The organism is Streptomyces sp. DSM 106670 (assembly GCF_055792845.1).
In genome coordinates, this window is record NZ_CM147704.1 from 1,158,972 (window position 1) to 1,172,750 (window position 13,779).

Annotated in this window: 13 protein-coding genes and 1 pseudogene; 5 read left to right on the forward strand and 9 right to left on the reverse strand. The window is 73.0% G+C overall.

What is annotated here, in order from left to right; all coding sequences use genetic code 11:
• Window positions 1-91 precede the first annotated feature (91 nt).
• Window positions 92-1,285 (reverse strand): argininosuccinate synthase, encoded by a 1,194-nt coding sequence (locus ACSMXR_RS04940; RefSeq protein WP_030632240.1) that lies wholly within the window; start codon window positions 1,283-1,285, stop codon window positions 92-94.
• Between the two features lie 151 nt (window positions 1,286-1,436).
• Here ACSMXR_RS04940 and ACSMXR_RS04945 point away from each other — a divergent pair, with 151 nt between their 5' ends.
• The gene (locus tag ACSMXR_RS04945; RefSeq protein ID WP_473171304.1) at window positions 1,437-2,885 is read left to right on the forward strand and encodes a hypothetical protein; all 1,449 of its coding nucleotides are present in this window, start codon (window positions 1,437-1,439) and stop codon (window positions 2,883-2,885) included.
• A 110-nt stretch (window positions 2,886-2,995) separates the two neighbouring features.
• A complete protein-coding gene (locus ACSMXR_RS04950; protein WP_137232249.1) occupies window positions 2,996-3,712 on the forward strand; it encodes a L,D-transpeptidase family protein in 717 nt (238 codons plus the stop codon).
• Window positions 3,713-3,720: 8 nt separating this feature from the next.
• On the opposite strand, the gene ACSMXR_RS04955 is transcribed toward ACSMXR_RS04950, so the two are convergent.
• The 8 genes from ACSMXR_RS04955 to ACSMXR_RS04990 form a co-directional block, all read right to left on the reverse strand.
• Window positions 3,721-4,257 (reverse strand): arginine repressor, encoded by a 537-nt coding sequence (locus tag ACSMXR_RS04955; RefSeq protein WP_019764598.1) that lies wholly within the window; start codon window positions 4,255-4,257, stop codon window positions 3,721-3,723.
• A gap of 25 nt (window positions 4,258-4,282) precedes the next feature.
• On the reverse strand, window positions 4,283-5,491 hold the full coding sequence (locus ACSMXR_RS04960) for an acetylornithine transaminase (protein ID WP_473171305.1): 1,209 nt from the start codon (window positions 5,489-5,491) through the stop codon (window positions 4,283-4,285).
• Window positions 5,488-6,432 carry an acetylglutamate kinase gene (argB, locus tag ACSMXR_RS04965; protein WP_218526731.1) on the reverse strand — a complete coding sequence of 315 codons (945 nt, stop codon included), beginning with the start codon at window positions 6,430-6,432 and terminating at the stop codon, window positions 5,488-5,490. Before argB ends, ACSMXR_RS04960 begins: the two co-directional genes overlap by 4 nt.
• Window positions 6,429-7,583 (reverse strand): bifunctional glutamate N-acetyltransferase/amino-acid acetyltransferase ArgJ, encoded by a 1,155-nt coding sequence (argJ, locus tag ACSMXR_RS04970; RefSeq protein ID WP_364889007.1) that lies wholly within the window; start codon window positions 7,581-7,583, stop codon window positions 6,429-6,431. The genes argB and argJ overlap by 4 nt, the downstream gene beginning before the upstream one ends.
• Window positions 7,580-8,608 carry an N-acetyl-gamma-glutamyl-phosphate reductase gene (gene argC / locus ACSMXR_RS04975; protein WP_218526730.1) on the reverse strand — a complete coding sequence of 343 codons (1,029 nt, stop codon included), beginning with the start codon at window positions 8,606-8,608 and terminating at the stop codon, window positions 7,580-7,582. The genes argJ and argC overlap by 4 nt, the downstream gene beginning before the upstream one ends.
• An 88-nt stretch (window positions 8,609-8,696) precedes the next feature.
• Window positions 8,697-9,071, reverse strand: coding sequence for a fluoride efflux transporter FluC (locus ACSMXR_RS04980; RefSeq protein WP_473171306.1), 375 nt, complete (start codon window positions 9,069-9,071; stop codon window positions 8,697-8,699).
• The gene (locus tag ACSMXR_RS04985; protein WP_137232245.1) at window positions 9,068-9,598 is read right to left on the reverse strand and encodes a fluoride efflux transporter FluC; all 531 of its coding nucleotides are present in this window, start codon (window positions 9,596-9,598) and stop codon (window positions 9,068-9,070) included. Before ACSMXR_RS04985 ends, ACSMXR_RS04980 begins: the two co-directional genes overlap by 4 nt.
• Before the next feature lie 155 nt (window positions 9,599-9,753).
• On the reverse strand, window positions 9,754-11,184 hold the full coding sequence (locus ACSMXR_RS04990; protein ID WP_473171307.1) for a phytoene desaturase family protein: 1,431 nt from the start codon (window positions 11,182-11,184) through the stop codon (window positions 9,754-9,756).
• A 119-nt stretch (window positions 11,185-11,303) separates the two neighbouring features.
• On the opposite strand from ACSMXR_RS04990, the gene ACSMXR_RS04995 reads away from it, so the two are divergent.
• From ACSMXR_RS04995 to ACSMXR_RS05005, 3 genes and pseudogenes are all read left to right on the forward strand, one after another.
• Entirely contained in the window at window positions 11,304-11,870 is a 567-nt protein-coding gene (locus ACSMXR_RS04995; protein WP_473171308.1) for a helix-turn-helix domain-containing protein, read from the forward strand.
• A 387-nt stretch (window positions 11,871-12,257) separates the two neighbouring features.
• The gene (locus ACSMXR_RS05000) at window positions 12,258-12,866 is read left to right on the forward strand and encodes a GOLPH3/VPS74 family protein (RefSeq protein WP_473171309.1); all 609 of its coding nucleotides are present in this window, start codon (window positions 12,258-12,260) and stop codon (window positions 12,864-12,866) included.
• 75 nt (window positions 12,867-12,941) lie between these two features.
• A pseudogene (locus ACSMXR_RS05005) lies at window positions 12,942-13,664 on the forward strand (HEAT repeat domain-containing protein); the annotation flags it as partial.
• Window positions 13,665-13,779: the final 115 nt, after the last annotated feature.

Consider the following 13,779-nt stretch of genomic DNA (forward strand, 5'->3'; position numbering starts at 1 on the left):
GGGCCGAGGCCAAGGCGTAGGCCCGGATGCGGATATGCGGCCGCCTCCCTGCCGCGTGACGACGGGGAGGCGGCTGTACAACGAGAGGGGGTCAGGCGAGGTCGCGCTTCGCGGCGATCTTCGAGGAGAGACCGAAGATCTCGATGAAGCCCTGCGCCTTGGACTGGTCGAAGGTGTCGCCCGAGTCGTAGGTGGCGAGGTTGAAGTCGTACAGCGACTCCTCGGACTTCCGGCCGGTGACGACGGCGCGGCCGCCGTGCAGGGTCATCCGGATGTCGCCGGTGACGTGCTGGTTGGCCTCGTTGATGAAGCCGTCGAGCGCCCGCTTGAGCGGGGAGAACCACAGGCCGTCGTAGACCATCTCGCCCCAGCGCTGCTCGACCTGCCGCTTGTAGCGGGCCAGTTCGCGCTCGACGGTGACGTTCTCCAGCTCCTGGTGGGCGGTGATCAGCGCGATCGCGCCGGGCGCCTCGTACACCTCGCGGGACTTGATGCCCACGAGCCGGTCCTCGACCATGTCGATCCGGCCGATGCCCTGGGCGCCAGCCCGCTCGTTGAGCTGCTGGATCGCCTGGAGGACGGTGACGGGACGGCCGTCGATGGCGACGGGCACGCCCTCCTTGAAGGAGATGACGACCTCGTCGGCCTCGCGCTGGGTGGCGGGGTTCTCGGTGTACTCGTAGATGTCCTCGATCGGCGCGTTCCAGATGTCCTCCAGGAAGCCCGTCTCGACGGCGCGCCCGAAGACGTTCTGGTCGATGGAGTACGGGGACTTCTTGGTGGTCGCGATCGGGAGGTTCTTCTCCTCGCAGAAGGCGATCGCCTTGTCCCGGGTCATCGCGTAGTCGCGGACCGGCGCGATGCACTTCAGGTCGGGGCCGAGCGCGGAGATGCCGGCCTCGAAGCGGACCTGGTCGTTGCCCTTGCCGGTGCAGCCGTGGGCGACGATCCCGGCGTTGTGCTTGTGGGCGGCGGCGACGAGGTGCTTGACGATGGTCGGCCGGGAGAGGGCCGAGACCAGCGGGTAGCGGTCCATGTAGAGGGCGTTGGCCTTGATCGCCGGGAGGCAGTACTCCTCGGCGAACTCGTCCTTGGCGTCCGCGACCTCGGCTTCGACGGCACCGCAGGCGAGCGCGCGCTTGCGGATGACGTCCAGGTCCTCGCCGCCCTGGCCGACGTCCACGGCAACGGCGATGACCTCGGCGCCCGTCTCCTCGGCGATCCAGCCGATGGCGACGGAGGTGTCCAGGCCGCCCGAGTAGGCGAGTACGACGCGCTCGGTCACGGGTTTCTCCTTACGGTGCAATCACTGATGGGTATAACTATGCAGTCCTCCGTATTGTTTGTCAAAACGGCAGGTCAGGGCGGTGCGCGCGGCCGTACGGACGGAAAATGCCGAGGTTCCTCGGCCGGAACGCCTCTAGCATCGGCAGCCGATGAAGGGGGCAGCCGTGGAGAGCTGGGACGGCCGGGACGGGGAGACCGTGCGAGCCGTGGTGCGGGTGTGCGAGGGCGCTGCGCCGGAGGAGGCGTTCGACATCGCGTCGGCCGTGGCCTGGTTGGCCTTCGACGCCGGCGTGCGGAGTCTGGACGACCGCCCCTGGCTGTGGACCCGCCCGCCCGGGGAGCCGGAACGGCCGGCCCGGACACTGCTGGACCGGTTGCGCGGACGTACGGGCTCCCGGGCCGCTCCCCCGGCCCCGCCACCGCCACCGCCTCCCGCCGTCGCCCTGTGCCACCGGGACGGGCGGGTCCGGGAGGCGGCCCTGGACACGGTCCGCACCGCCCCGGAGCTGCGCCCGCTGCTGGTGGTGCGGTGCGCGGACTGGGTCGCTCCGGTCCGCGCGAAGGCGCGGACGCTGCTCGCCGAACTGCCCGGCGGCGCCCTGTTCCCGCTGGCCGGGCTGATCCTGCGGCTGGCACGACGGGAGCGGGGCGACTTCGCCCGCGCTCTGCTGGCGGACGCGCTGCGCGAGGGCCCGGCAGCAGAGGTGCTGGCGCTGACGGCCGATCCGGACCGGGCGACGTACAGGCTCGCGTACCGGATCGCGGTGGAACGCGGGCTGCTGACGCCGATGGAGCTGGCCGCCACGGCGGCGAGCTGCGGTGACGTCACCCTCCAGGACCTCTGCGCGGAAGCAGCCGTGAAGCCGGCCGGGCTCGTGGATCCGGGCGTAGCTGTGGCCCCGGACGCGGCCGTGGATCCGGGCGCGGCCGTAGACCCGGGCGCGGCTGTGAAGCCGGCCGGGCTCGTGGACCCGGACGCGGCTGTGGACCCGGGCGCGGCCTTGGATCCGGGCGCGGCCTTGGATCCGGGCGCGGCCGCCGTGCTGGACCGGCTGCTGGCGGCCCGCTCGCCCCGGGTGCGTTCGGCCGGGGTGACCGCGCTGCGGCGGGCCGGGCGGCACGGTGACGCGGAGCGGTTCCTCGCCGACCGGTCCGCCCTCGTACGGGCCTGCGCGCGCTACGTGCTGCGGCAGGGCGGCATCGACCCGCTGCCCCTCTGCCGGGCGCTGTGCGCCGAGCCCGCCGCGTACCCGGGTGCCGCCGCGGGCCTCGGCGAGTGCGGCGACCGTGCGACGGACGCCGGGACGCTGTGGGCCCTGGTGGAGCACCCGCTGCCCGCCGTGCGCCTGCACGCGATCGGCGGACTGCGTGCGCTGGACGTGGTGGTACGGGAGCGGCTGACCCCGTTGCTGGACGACGCGAGCCCGGCCGTGGTGCGGGCGGCGACCCGGGCCCTGCTGCCGGAGGCCGCCGGGATTCCGGAGCACCTGCTGCGCGAGCGGAGTGCGCCGGACCGGCCGCGCGCGGTGCGGGTGGCGGCGGACCGGCTGTTGCGGGCGGCGGGGCGGCAGCGGCTTCCGGAGCCCGGGTACCGGTGATGCCCCGGCCCGTGATGCCCGACCGGTGATGCCCCGCCCGGTGTGCGCCGCTGGGCCGTACGGAGCAGGTCCGGTGGGGCGATCCTGCCGGTCGCCGTACGGTCCGGAGCATGCGCAGATCACTGGTGACCGCCGCCGTACTCCTCGCCCTGGCCGGCTCCCTCGGGGCCGGGCCCGCCGACGCCTCCGCCACCGACGTACCGCCCCTGCCGGACCGGCTGGCGGACACCGGCGGCGGCTCGCAGCTGATCACCGCCGAGGCCCCGGACACCGGCTCCACGACGGGCACGGTGACCTGGTGGGAGCGGCGCGGGGGCCGGTGGGCGGAGGCCGGGTCCGCGCCCGCGCGGTTCGGGGCGAACGGGCTGGCCGAGGGGACGACCCGGGAGCAGGGCACGAACACCACCCCGACCGGGCTGTACGACCTGCCGTACGCCTTCGGCATCGAGGACGCCCCGGCCGGCACGACGTATCCGTACCGGAAGGTGAACGAGGACTCCTGGTGGTGCCAGGACAACGACTCGGTCGCGTACAACCGCTGGGTGGAACCGCGGCCCTCCCACTGCCGGGCGGCGGAGGCCGAGCATCTGGTCTCCTACGGCACGCAGTACGCCCGGGCGCTGGTGATCGGCTTCAACTACGAGCAGCCGGTACTGGGCCGGGGCGCGGGCATCTTCCTGCATGTGAACGGGCGCGGGGCGACGGCGGGTTGTGTGTCCGTACCCGCCGACGCCATGGCGGAGATCCTGGCGTGGGCGAAGCCGGAGCGGCGGCCGCACATCGCGGTCGGGACCAGCTCGGGCCCGACCGCGATCACGCGCTACTAGTACCGGGCTCAGCGGTCGTTCTGAGCGAGCCTCAGCAGATGGTCGGCGAGCGCCTGACCGCCGTTCGGGTCGCGGCTGATGAGCATCAGCGTGTCGTCGCCCGCGATCGTGCCGAGGATGTCGTGCAGTTCGGCCTGGTCGATGGCCGAGGCGAGGAACTGGGCCGCGCCCGGCGGCGTACGGAGCACCACGAGGTTGGCCGAGGCCTCGGCCGAGATGAGCAGTTCGGCCGAGAGCCTGCGCATCCGCTCCTCCTTGGCCGAGCCGCCCAGCGGGGCCTGCGGGGTGCGGAATCCGCCCTCGCTCGGCACCGCGTAGATCAGCTCGCCGCCGGTGTTGCGGATCTTCACCGCGCCCAGCTCGTCGAGATCGCGGGAGAGCGTCGCCTGGGTGACGCTCAGCCCGTCGTCGGCGAGGAGCTTGGCCAGCTGGCTCTGCGAGCGGACCGGCTGCCGGTTCAGGATGTCCACGATCCGGCGGTGGCGGGCGGTGCGGGTCTGCGGCACGGACGGCCCGCCGTGCTCGGTTTCCTGCGCCTCGGTCATCGTCGTCGCCTCATTCTCCGGAGGGTCATGCTCCGGATCGTCCGTCCCCGTGTGCCGCGTCGAGAGCGCTCGGCAGGATCTCCAGGAACGCGTCCACCTCCGCGTCACCGATGATCAGCGGCGGCATGAGCCGTACGACATCGGGGGCGGGCGCGTTCACCAGGAGGCCGGCTCCCTGGGCCGCCTGCTGCACCTGCGGTGCGAGGGGTCCGGTGAGCACGATACCCAGCAGCAGGCCGCTGCCGCGGACATGGGAGACCAGCGGGTGTCCCAGCGCCTCCACGCCGTCGCGGATCTTCTCGCCGAGCCGCTTGACCTCGTCGAGCGCGCCGTCGGCCGCGAGGGTGTCGATGACGGCGAGTCCGGCGGCGCAGGCGACCGGGTTGCCGCCGAAGGTGGTGCCGTGGTGACCGGGCTTCAGCAGGTCGGCGGCCGGACCGAAGGCGACGGTCGCGCCGATCGGCAGACCGCCGCCGAGGCCCTTGGCGAGGGTGACGACGTCGGGCTCGACGCCCTGGTGGGCCTGGTGCTCGAACCACTGGCCGCAGCGGCCGATACCGGTCTGCACCTCGTCGAGGACGAGGAGGGTACCGGTCGCCCGGGTGATCTCGCGGGCGGCTTCCAGATAGCCCTTGGGCGGGACGACGACACCGTTCTCGCCCTGCACCGGCTCGATGATGACCAGGGCGGTGTCGGTGGTGACGGCTGCGCGCAGGGCGTCCACGTCTCCGTACGGCACATGCGTGACGTCGCCGGGCAGCGGGACGAACGGCTCCTGCTTCCCCGGCTGTCCGGTCAGCGCGAGCGCGCCCATGGTCCGGCCGTGGAATCCGCCGTCGGTCGCGACCATGTGGGTGCGCCCGGTGAGCCGGCCGATCTTGAAGGCGGCCTCGTTGGCCTCCGCGCCGGAGTTGGCGAAGAAGACCCGGCCCTGACGGCCGAACAGCTGGAGCAGCCGTTCGGCGAGCGCCACGGGCGGCTCGGCGATGAACAGGTTCGACACATGGCCGAGGGAGGCGACCTGGGTGGAGACGGCCTCGACGACGGCGGGGTGGGCGTGGCCGAGGGCGTTGACCGCGATGCCGCCGACGAAGTCGAGGTAGCGGGTGCCGTCCTCGTCCCAGACGTACGCGCCTTCGCCGCGGACGAGCGGCAGGCGGGGCGTGCCGTAGTTGTCCATCAGCGCGCCCTGCCAGCGCGAGGTGAGTCCGGTATCGGCTCCGGTGCCGGTCATGATTCCCCCTGTTCAGGCCCTGCGTGTACGTCGGCTGCGTGTACGTCGATGGGGGCGTCCGGCACGACCATCGTGCCGATGCCCTCGTCGGTGAAGATCTCCAGCAGGATCGAGTGCTGGACCCGGCCGTCGATGACCCGGGCGGTCTCGACGCCGTTGCGCACGGCGTGCAGACAGCCCTGCATCTTGGGGACCATGCCGCTGGACAGCTCGGGCAGCAGCTTCTCCAGCTGGCTCGCGGTGAGCCGGCTGATGACGTCGTCGCTGTTGGGCCAGTCCTCGTACAGCCCCTCGACATCGGTGAGGACCATCAGCGTCTCGGCGTTCAGGGCGGCGGCGAGCGCGGCGGCCGCGGTGTCGGCGTTGACGTTGTAGACGTGGTGGTCGTCGGCGGAGCGGGCGATGGAGGAGACGACCGGGATGCGGCCGTCGTCCAGCAGCGCCTGGATGGCCCCGGTGTCGATGGCGGTGATCTCGCCGACCCGGCCGATGTCGACGGACTCGCCGTCGATGGTGGGCCGGTGCTGGGTGGCGGTGATGGTGTGGGCGTCCTCGCCGGTCATGCCGACGGCGAGGGGGCCGTGCTGGTTGAGGAGGCCGACCAGCTCGCGCTGGACCTGTCCGGCGAGCACCATCCGGACGACGTCCATCGCCTCGGGGGTGGTGACGCGCAGCCCGGCCTTGAACTCGCTGACCAGGCCCTGCTTGTCGAGCTGGGCGCTGATCTGGGGGCCGCCGCCGTGCACGACGACGGGCTTGAGGCCGGCGTGCCGCAGGAAGACGACGTCCTGGGCGAAGGCGGCCTTCAGCTCCTCGTCGATCATGGCGTTGCCGCCGAACTTGATGACGACGGTCTTGCCGTTGTGCCGGGTCAGCCAGGGCAGCGCCTCGATGAGGATCTGCGCCTTCGGGAGTGCGGTGTGCTTCCGCGCGGCGCTCATGAGCTGTACGCGCTGTTCTCGTGGACGTAGTCCGCGGTGAGGTCGTTGGCCCAGATGACGGCGGACTCGGCGCCGGCGGCGAGGTCGGCGGTGATCCTGACCTCCCGGTAGCGCATGTCGACGAGGTCGCGGTCCTCGCCCACTCCCCCGTTCTTGCAGACCCAGACGTCGTTGATGGCGACGTTGAGCTGGTCCGGCTCGAAGGCGGCCTTCGTGGTGCCGATCGCGGAGAGGACCCGGCCCCAGTTGGGGTCCTCGCCGTGGATGGCGCACTTGAGGAGGTTGTTACGGGCGATGGAGCGGCCGACCTCGACGGCGTCGTCCTCGGTGGCCGCGTTGATCACCTCGATCCGGATGTCCTTGGAGGCGCCCTCGGCATCGCCGATGAGCTGCCGGGCGAGGTCGTCGCAGACGGTCCGTACGGCTTCGGCGAACGCGTCCTGGTCCGGGGTGATGCCGCTGGCGCCGGAGGCGAGGAGCAGCACGGTGTCGTTGGTGGACATGCAGCCGTCGGAGTCGACCCGGTCGAAGGTGGTCCGCGTGGCCTCACGGAGGGCGGCGTCCAGCTCCGGGGCGGGGACGTCGGCGTCGGTGGTGAGGACGACGAGCATGGTGGCGAGGCCGGGGGCGAGCATGCCCGCGCCCTTGGCCATGCCGCCGACGGTCCAGCCCTCGCCGCCCGCGACGGCCGTCTTGTGCACGGTGTCGGTGGTCTTGATGGCGATGGCGGCCTTCTCGCCGCCGTGCTCGCTCAGCGCGGCGGCGGCCTGCTCGATGCCGGGGAGGAGCTTGTCCATGGGGAGCAGGAGCCCGATGAGCCCGGTGGAGGCGACGGCTACTTCTCCCGCGCTGTGGCCCTCCAGCACCTCGGCGACCTTCTCGGCGGTGGCGTGGGTGTCCTGGAAGCCCTGGGGGCCCGTACAGGCGTTGGCGCCGCCGGAGTTGAGGACGACGGCGGTGACCTCGCCGCCCTTGAGGACCTGCTCCGACCAGAGCACCGGGGCGGCCTTGACGCGGTTGGAGGTGAAGACGCCCGCGGCGGCGCGGCGCGGCCCGTTGTTGACCACGAGGGCCAGGTCCGGGTTACCGCTCTCCTTGATTCCCGCGGCGATGCCCGCCGCCGAGAACCCCTGTGCTGCCGTGACGCTCACGGTGCAACTCCGATCGTCGTGAGACCTGTGTCCTCGGGGAGCCCGAGGGCGATGTTCATGCTCTGCAGGGCGCCGCCCGCGGTGCCCTTGGCGAGATTGTCGATGGCGCAGATGACCACGATCCGTCCGGCGGCCGGGTCGTGGGCGACCTGGACCTGTACGGCGTTGGAGCCGTGGACGGCGGCGGTGGCGGGCCACTGCCCCTCGGGCAGGAGGTCCACGAACGGCTCGTCCGCGAACGCCTTCGCGTACACCGCGCGCAGGCTCTCCGCGCTCACGCCGGGCTTGGCCTTCGCGCTGCACGTGGCGAGGATGCCGCGCGGCATGGGCGCGAGGGTGGGCGTGAAGGAGACGGTGACCGGCTCGCCGGCGGCGGCGCTGAGGTTCTGGATCATCTCGGGCGTGTGGCGGTGCCCGCCGCCGACCCCGTACGGGGTCATGTTGCCCATCACCTCGGAGCCGAGCAGATGCGGCTTGGCCGCCTTGCCCGCACCCGAGGTGCCCGACGCGGCGACGATGACGGCCTCCGGTTCGGCGATCCCGGCCTCGTACGCCGGGAAGAGCGCGAGCGAGACAGCGGTCGGGTAGCACCCCGGCACGGCGATCCGCCGCACCCCGGCGAGCGCGGCCCGCCCGCCCGGCAGCTCGGGCAGCCCGTAGGGCCAGGTCCCGGCGTGCGGTGACCCGTAGAACGTCTCCCAGTCACCGGCGTCCTTGAGCCGGAAGTCGGCCCCCATGTCGACGACGAGGACCTCGTCCCCGAGCTGCTCGGCGACGGCGGCGGACTGCCCGTGCGGAAGCGCCAGGAAGACGACGTCATGACCGGCGAGAACCTCGGCGGTGGTGGGCTCCAGCACCCGGTCGGCCAGCGGCCGCAGATGCGGCTGGAGCGACCCGAGCGCCTGCCCGGCGTTGGAGTGCCCGGTGAGGGCGCCGATCTCGACCTCGGGGTGCGCCAGCAGAAGGCGGAGCAGCTCCCCGCCGGCGTATCCGCTCGCCCCTGCCACTGCTGCTCGTACCACCATCGGTAACCCTCCTGATCGATGGCATGACTATACGCATCGACGCACTTTTATGCAAAGCGCTTGCGGGTGGGGCGGTCTCGTTCCGTCGTCAGGCCAGGAGGGTGGTGGCGAGGGCTGTGGCGAGGTACGCGGCGCCGAGGCCGGCGACGACGCTGACGACGGCGTTGGCGGCGGCGAAGTACTTCGCGCCGGTCTCGGCCAGGCGCATGCTCTCGAAGGAGAACGTCGAGTAGGTGCTGAGCGTCGCGCAGAGGCCGGGGCCGATCAGGTGCTGGAGTGCGGCGGGCACGGTGGTGGCGGTGGCGGCGCCGGTGAGGAAGCCGAGTCCGGCGCAGGCGGCGATGTTGACGGTGAAGGTGCCCCACGGGAAGACGGTGGTGTGGCGGGCCTGGACGGCGCGGTCGGTGAGGTAGCGCAGCGGGGCCCCGACGATCGCCCCGGCGATGACCATCAGCCAGTTCACGAGCGCCCCCGCTCCGCACCCGTGCGCGGGAGGACGATCAGGCGGGTGAGGGCGGCGGTCGCCCAGACCGCGGCGAACGCGGCCGTCAGGGTCGCCGCCGCGTACAGCAGCCCGGTGCCGTGTTTGCCGTGGTCGAGGAGGCGCTGGGTGTCGAGGGTGGCGGTGGAGAAGGTGGTGTAGCCGCCCAGGACGCCGGTGCCGAGGAACGGCCGGGTCAGGGGGTGGACGGTGAAGCGTTCGGTGATCAGGACCATCAGGACGCCCATGGCGGCGCAGCCGGAGACGTTGATCCAGAAGACGGTCCAGGGGAACGCGGTGGGAGCGCCGGGCCAGATCAGGGTGGCGCCGTAGCGGGCGCAGGCGCCGATGACGCCGCCGGCCGCGATGGCGGCGAGGATCTCGCCCTGGCGGTGCTTCGGGCCGGGCGCCTTCGCGGACGGCCACGGGTCGACGGCGGTGTCCGGGTCGACCGGTTCGGCCTGCCTGCCGGTGGGCGGAGTGTGGTGTTCGGGGCGGTCGGGGTGCACGTGTTCAGGCTCCTACCTGATCGGCCGGTCCGTGCGCGGGCGCGCGGAAGTGTCAGGTAGGGACCGTTGGCGGCCGACGACGGTTGCGGCTGCGGTTGGGTACGGCGGGCCCCACCGCCGTACAGCCGCCCGCACGGGGTGGCTGTACGACCAGATTACCGGTCGTGGGGCCGACGGGTCACGTGGCGCAGGGCCGTCTCCGCCGCGTTGGCGCCGCACATGCCGTGCGCGCCCGGTCCTGGCGGGGTGGCGGCCGAGCAGATGTACATGCCGGGGACACCGGTGTCGTACGGGGAGAGCGTGGACCGCGGTCCGAGGACCAGTTGGCGCGGGTCCTTGGCGCCGGTGACGATGTCGCCGCCCACGTAGTTGGGGTTGTGGGCGTGCAGGGCCGTGGTGGATCGCGCCACGTGGCCGACGACGCGGTCCCGGAATCCGGGGGCGAACCGTTCGATCCGGTCGATCACCGCCCCGGTCGCGTCGCCGGTGTAGCCGTGGGGCACGTGCGCGTAGCTGTAGACGGGGTGGATGTCGCCGACGGAGCGCTGGGGGTCGGCGAGGTACTGCTGGCCGACGAGGACGAACGGGCGCTCCGGCATGCGGCCCGCGTGGATGTCCCGTTCGGCGGCGGCGGTCTCGGCGTACGGGCCGCCGAGATGGACCGTGCCGGCCCGACGGGCGGCCGGGTTCGTCCACGGGACGCCGCCCTCGACCGCGAAGTCGACCTTGAAGGCGCCCGGTCCGTGCCGGAAGCGCCGGTAGGCTCGGGCGACGCGGGCGGGCAGCCGGTCGCCGACGATGTCGGCGACGGCGCGCGGCGCGAGGTCGAACATCGTGATGTCGGCGGGTGGCAGGTCCCGCACGCGCCGCACCTCGACGCCGGTCTCGATGGTGCCGCCGTGTTCGGCGAGGGCCGAGGCCAGCGCCGCCGCGATCGACCGCGATCCGCCGGCGGCGACGGGCCAGCCGTGCCGGTGCCCGGCGGTGATGATGCCCAGGCCGATGGCGGCGGAGAGCGGGTGGTGCAGCGGCCGGAACGCGTGCGCCGCCACCCCGCCGAACAACGCCCGGCCGGCCTCGGTGGTGAACAGGCGCGCGACGGCCGAGGCCGGCAGCAGGGCCGGCAGGCCGAACCGCGCCAGGGCGAGCGGGTGCCCGGGCAGGCGCAGCAGCGGCCCCATGATGTCCTCGGCCAGCAGGTCGAAGCGGGCCGCGGGCCCGGCGAACGCCAGCCGCCAGCGGGAACCGTCCCGGCCGAGCCCGGCGGCCGTCTCCTCCACCGAACGGTGCAGCACGCCGGCCTCGCCGCCGTCGAGCGGGTGGACACAGTCGATCTCCGGCCGACGCCAGACCAACCCGTGCCGCTCCGGATCGAGGCTCCGCAGGAACGCCGATCCGGCTGCCATCGGGTGGATGGCCGAGCAGTGGTCATGCAGCAGCCCCGGCATGACGACCTCGCCCGAGCGGGTGCCGCCGCCGATCTCGTCGGCCGCCTCCAGCACGGTGACGCGGGCCCCCGCCCGGGCGAGGACGACAGCGGCGGCGAGCCCGTTGGGCCCACTGCCGACAACGATCGCGGTAGTCACGCGAGCGACCCTAACGGCCCGGCGTCTCGCGAACGAACCGCAGTGAACGGCGCCGAACCGCAGCGGACTTGAGCGCATCTCGACCAGTTCTTCGCGAACAGTTCTTTGCGAAGAACCCTTTGCACGGTCCGTCGACGGCCACCCGCCTCGCGGAGCGGCTGGAGGTGAACTCCGGTACGGCCAGCCACCACCTGCGTCAGCTCAGCGCGGCGAGCTTCGTCGAGGAGGACTCGGAACGCGGCAACGCGCGGGAGCGCTGGTGGCGTTCGGCGCACCGGACGATCCGGTTCAGCGATCCGGAACTGGCCGAGCGGGAGCCCGATGCCGCGCTGGCCTATCTGCGGTCCGTCGCCGCGATCCACACGCTGCGCACGCAGCAGACCCTGAACGGGCTGCAGACGGTGCCCCGCGCCTGGCGCGGCGCCTTCGACATGAGCGAGGGCGGGAGGCGGACACCTCGCAGGACCGGGCGGACGCGGCGTCATGACGGCGACCGGAGCGTTCGGTCGGCGGCATGCCGCTTACCGGAACGTTCGTCCGCTCCGGCACTCGCGCGCTACGGCACGTCGTACCGTACGAGCGCCTCGGCGACCGGCGTACCGCTGCGCTGCGCGTACGTCATCCGCTCGCGCACCTCACGCAGCCCTCGGGGCCGGAAACCCGGGCCTCCGCAGCAGCTCTTGTGAAACCCCACGCCCGCGTTGAGCAGCACGGTGAGGGCCCGCCATGCCGCGACGTCCCGCCGCCGCGGTGCCGCGAACGCCGATCCGGCGTGGATCATCGGCTTCGCGCAGTTCGGGCAGGTCCGCTGCCTGGCCCTGTCGTGGGGCTGCTTGTACGACACCCGGCAGGAGAGGCAGACGTACGACGTTTTCCCGTGGCTCATCGGCTCAGCCTAGGGATCACTCCGGTCCATGGCCATCGACTTCTTCGGCTCCGGCCCGGCTGCCGCCGAGGCCGTGGGGCGGGCGGGGGCGATACTGGTCGTAGCAGTCGCCTCGCCGCCGAACCGGCTCCCGGCCGGGGCGGACGGTGGGGCCCCGCCTTGTCGACGCCTCTGAGGGGAGCCGTACATGACCACGGCGAAAGACCTGTTCATCATCGCCATGGACCCGGAGCCGGAGCACACCGTGGGGCAGGGCGATCTGTCGCTCGCGCTCGCGGGAGCCGAACTCCTCGATCTCATCGGTGCGGGAACCATCACCGTGGACGGCGACCTCATCGTGCCGGGCGGTTCCTCGGCGCCGGACGACCGGCTGCTCGGCGAGGCAGCGGCGGGGCTCACCCGGCAACCGCCCTTCGAGCGGATCGAGGACTGGCTGTGGCGCCGCGGCCGGGACCTCTCGGCCGCCTACCAGGACGCTCTGGAACGTGACGGCGAGCTCACGCAGAAGCGGAGCGGTCTGCTGCCCTTCGGCCCGAAGCAGGTGGAGCTGGTGGATACGCCCGCCCGCCGCCGCGCCGTCGCCCGCCGGGAGGAGGGCGACCCCGTTCTGGCCTCCCTCGCGTCGGCCGTGGGTCTCGACGGGGCCGGGTCCGATGACGACGAAACCCGCCTCGACGACGAGACGGTGACCACCGTGGTCGCCACCGTCCATGAAGCGGTGATGGAGCTGGAGGCCGTACGCCAGCGGCGGACCATCGAGAACACGGCCTTCGCCAACGTATGGCGCGGGCCGTGAGCCGGGGCCCGGCCGCTCCGGTTTGACCTTGACACGGTGACAAGCTCTTCACTGCTGGTCGAGGAGGTGGTCTCGATGACGGTCACGGGACACGGCACGGGCATGGGCACGAGTACGAGTACGGACGTGGGCGCGGAAGCGGGCGCGGACGCCGGCACTGTACGGGCGCTTCGCGGGCTGGAGGACGGCCGTTCGGCCGTACGGCTGCGGGCCGCGCTGGCCGTCGGCACGACGCCGGACCCCCGCTTCGTCGACAAGCTCGTCGAGCGGTGTGCCGTCGAGCCCGACTTCTTCGTCCGGGACATGCTCACCTGGGCGCTCACCCGTCACCCGGTGTCCGTCACGCTTCCCCGGCTGCTCGGCGAGGTCCGCTCGGAGCGGGCATCGGCGCGGAGCCAGGCGCTGCACACGCTGTCCAAGATCGGGGACCGGCGGGCGTGGCCGGCGATCACCCGGGCGCTCCTGTCCGACGCCGACGACGAGGTGGCGCGGAGCGCCTGGCGGGCGGCGGTCGTGCTCGTACCGGAAGAGGAGGAGGCCGCGTTGGGCGCTCTGCTGGCGACGCAGCTCGGGCGCGGCGGGCCGGCGACGCGGCTGAGTCTCAGCCGGGCGCTGATCGCGCTCGGGGACGCGATGGCGTCGGCTCTGGCCGCCGCGACGAAGGACCCCGACCCGCGGGTACGCGCGCACGCGCTCGCCACGGATCGCCTGCTGCGCGACCCGGACGCCGGATTCACGTTCGCGCTGGAGGAGGCGAAGCGGGTCGTCGCCCTCGGCGCCGGTTCGGGCGAGGCCGGCGAGGCCGGCGGTTCGGGCGAGCCCGAGGGGTCCGGCGGCTCCGGCACGGCCGAGGGTTCCGGCGGCTCCGGCGGTTCGGGCGGTTCCGGCCCGGCCGGCGGTCCCGGCGGTTCCG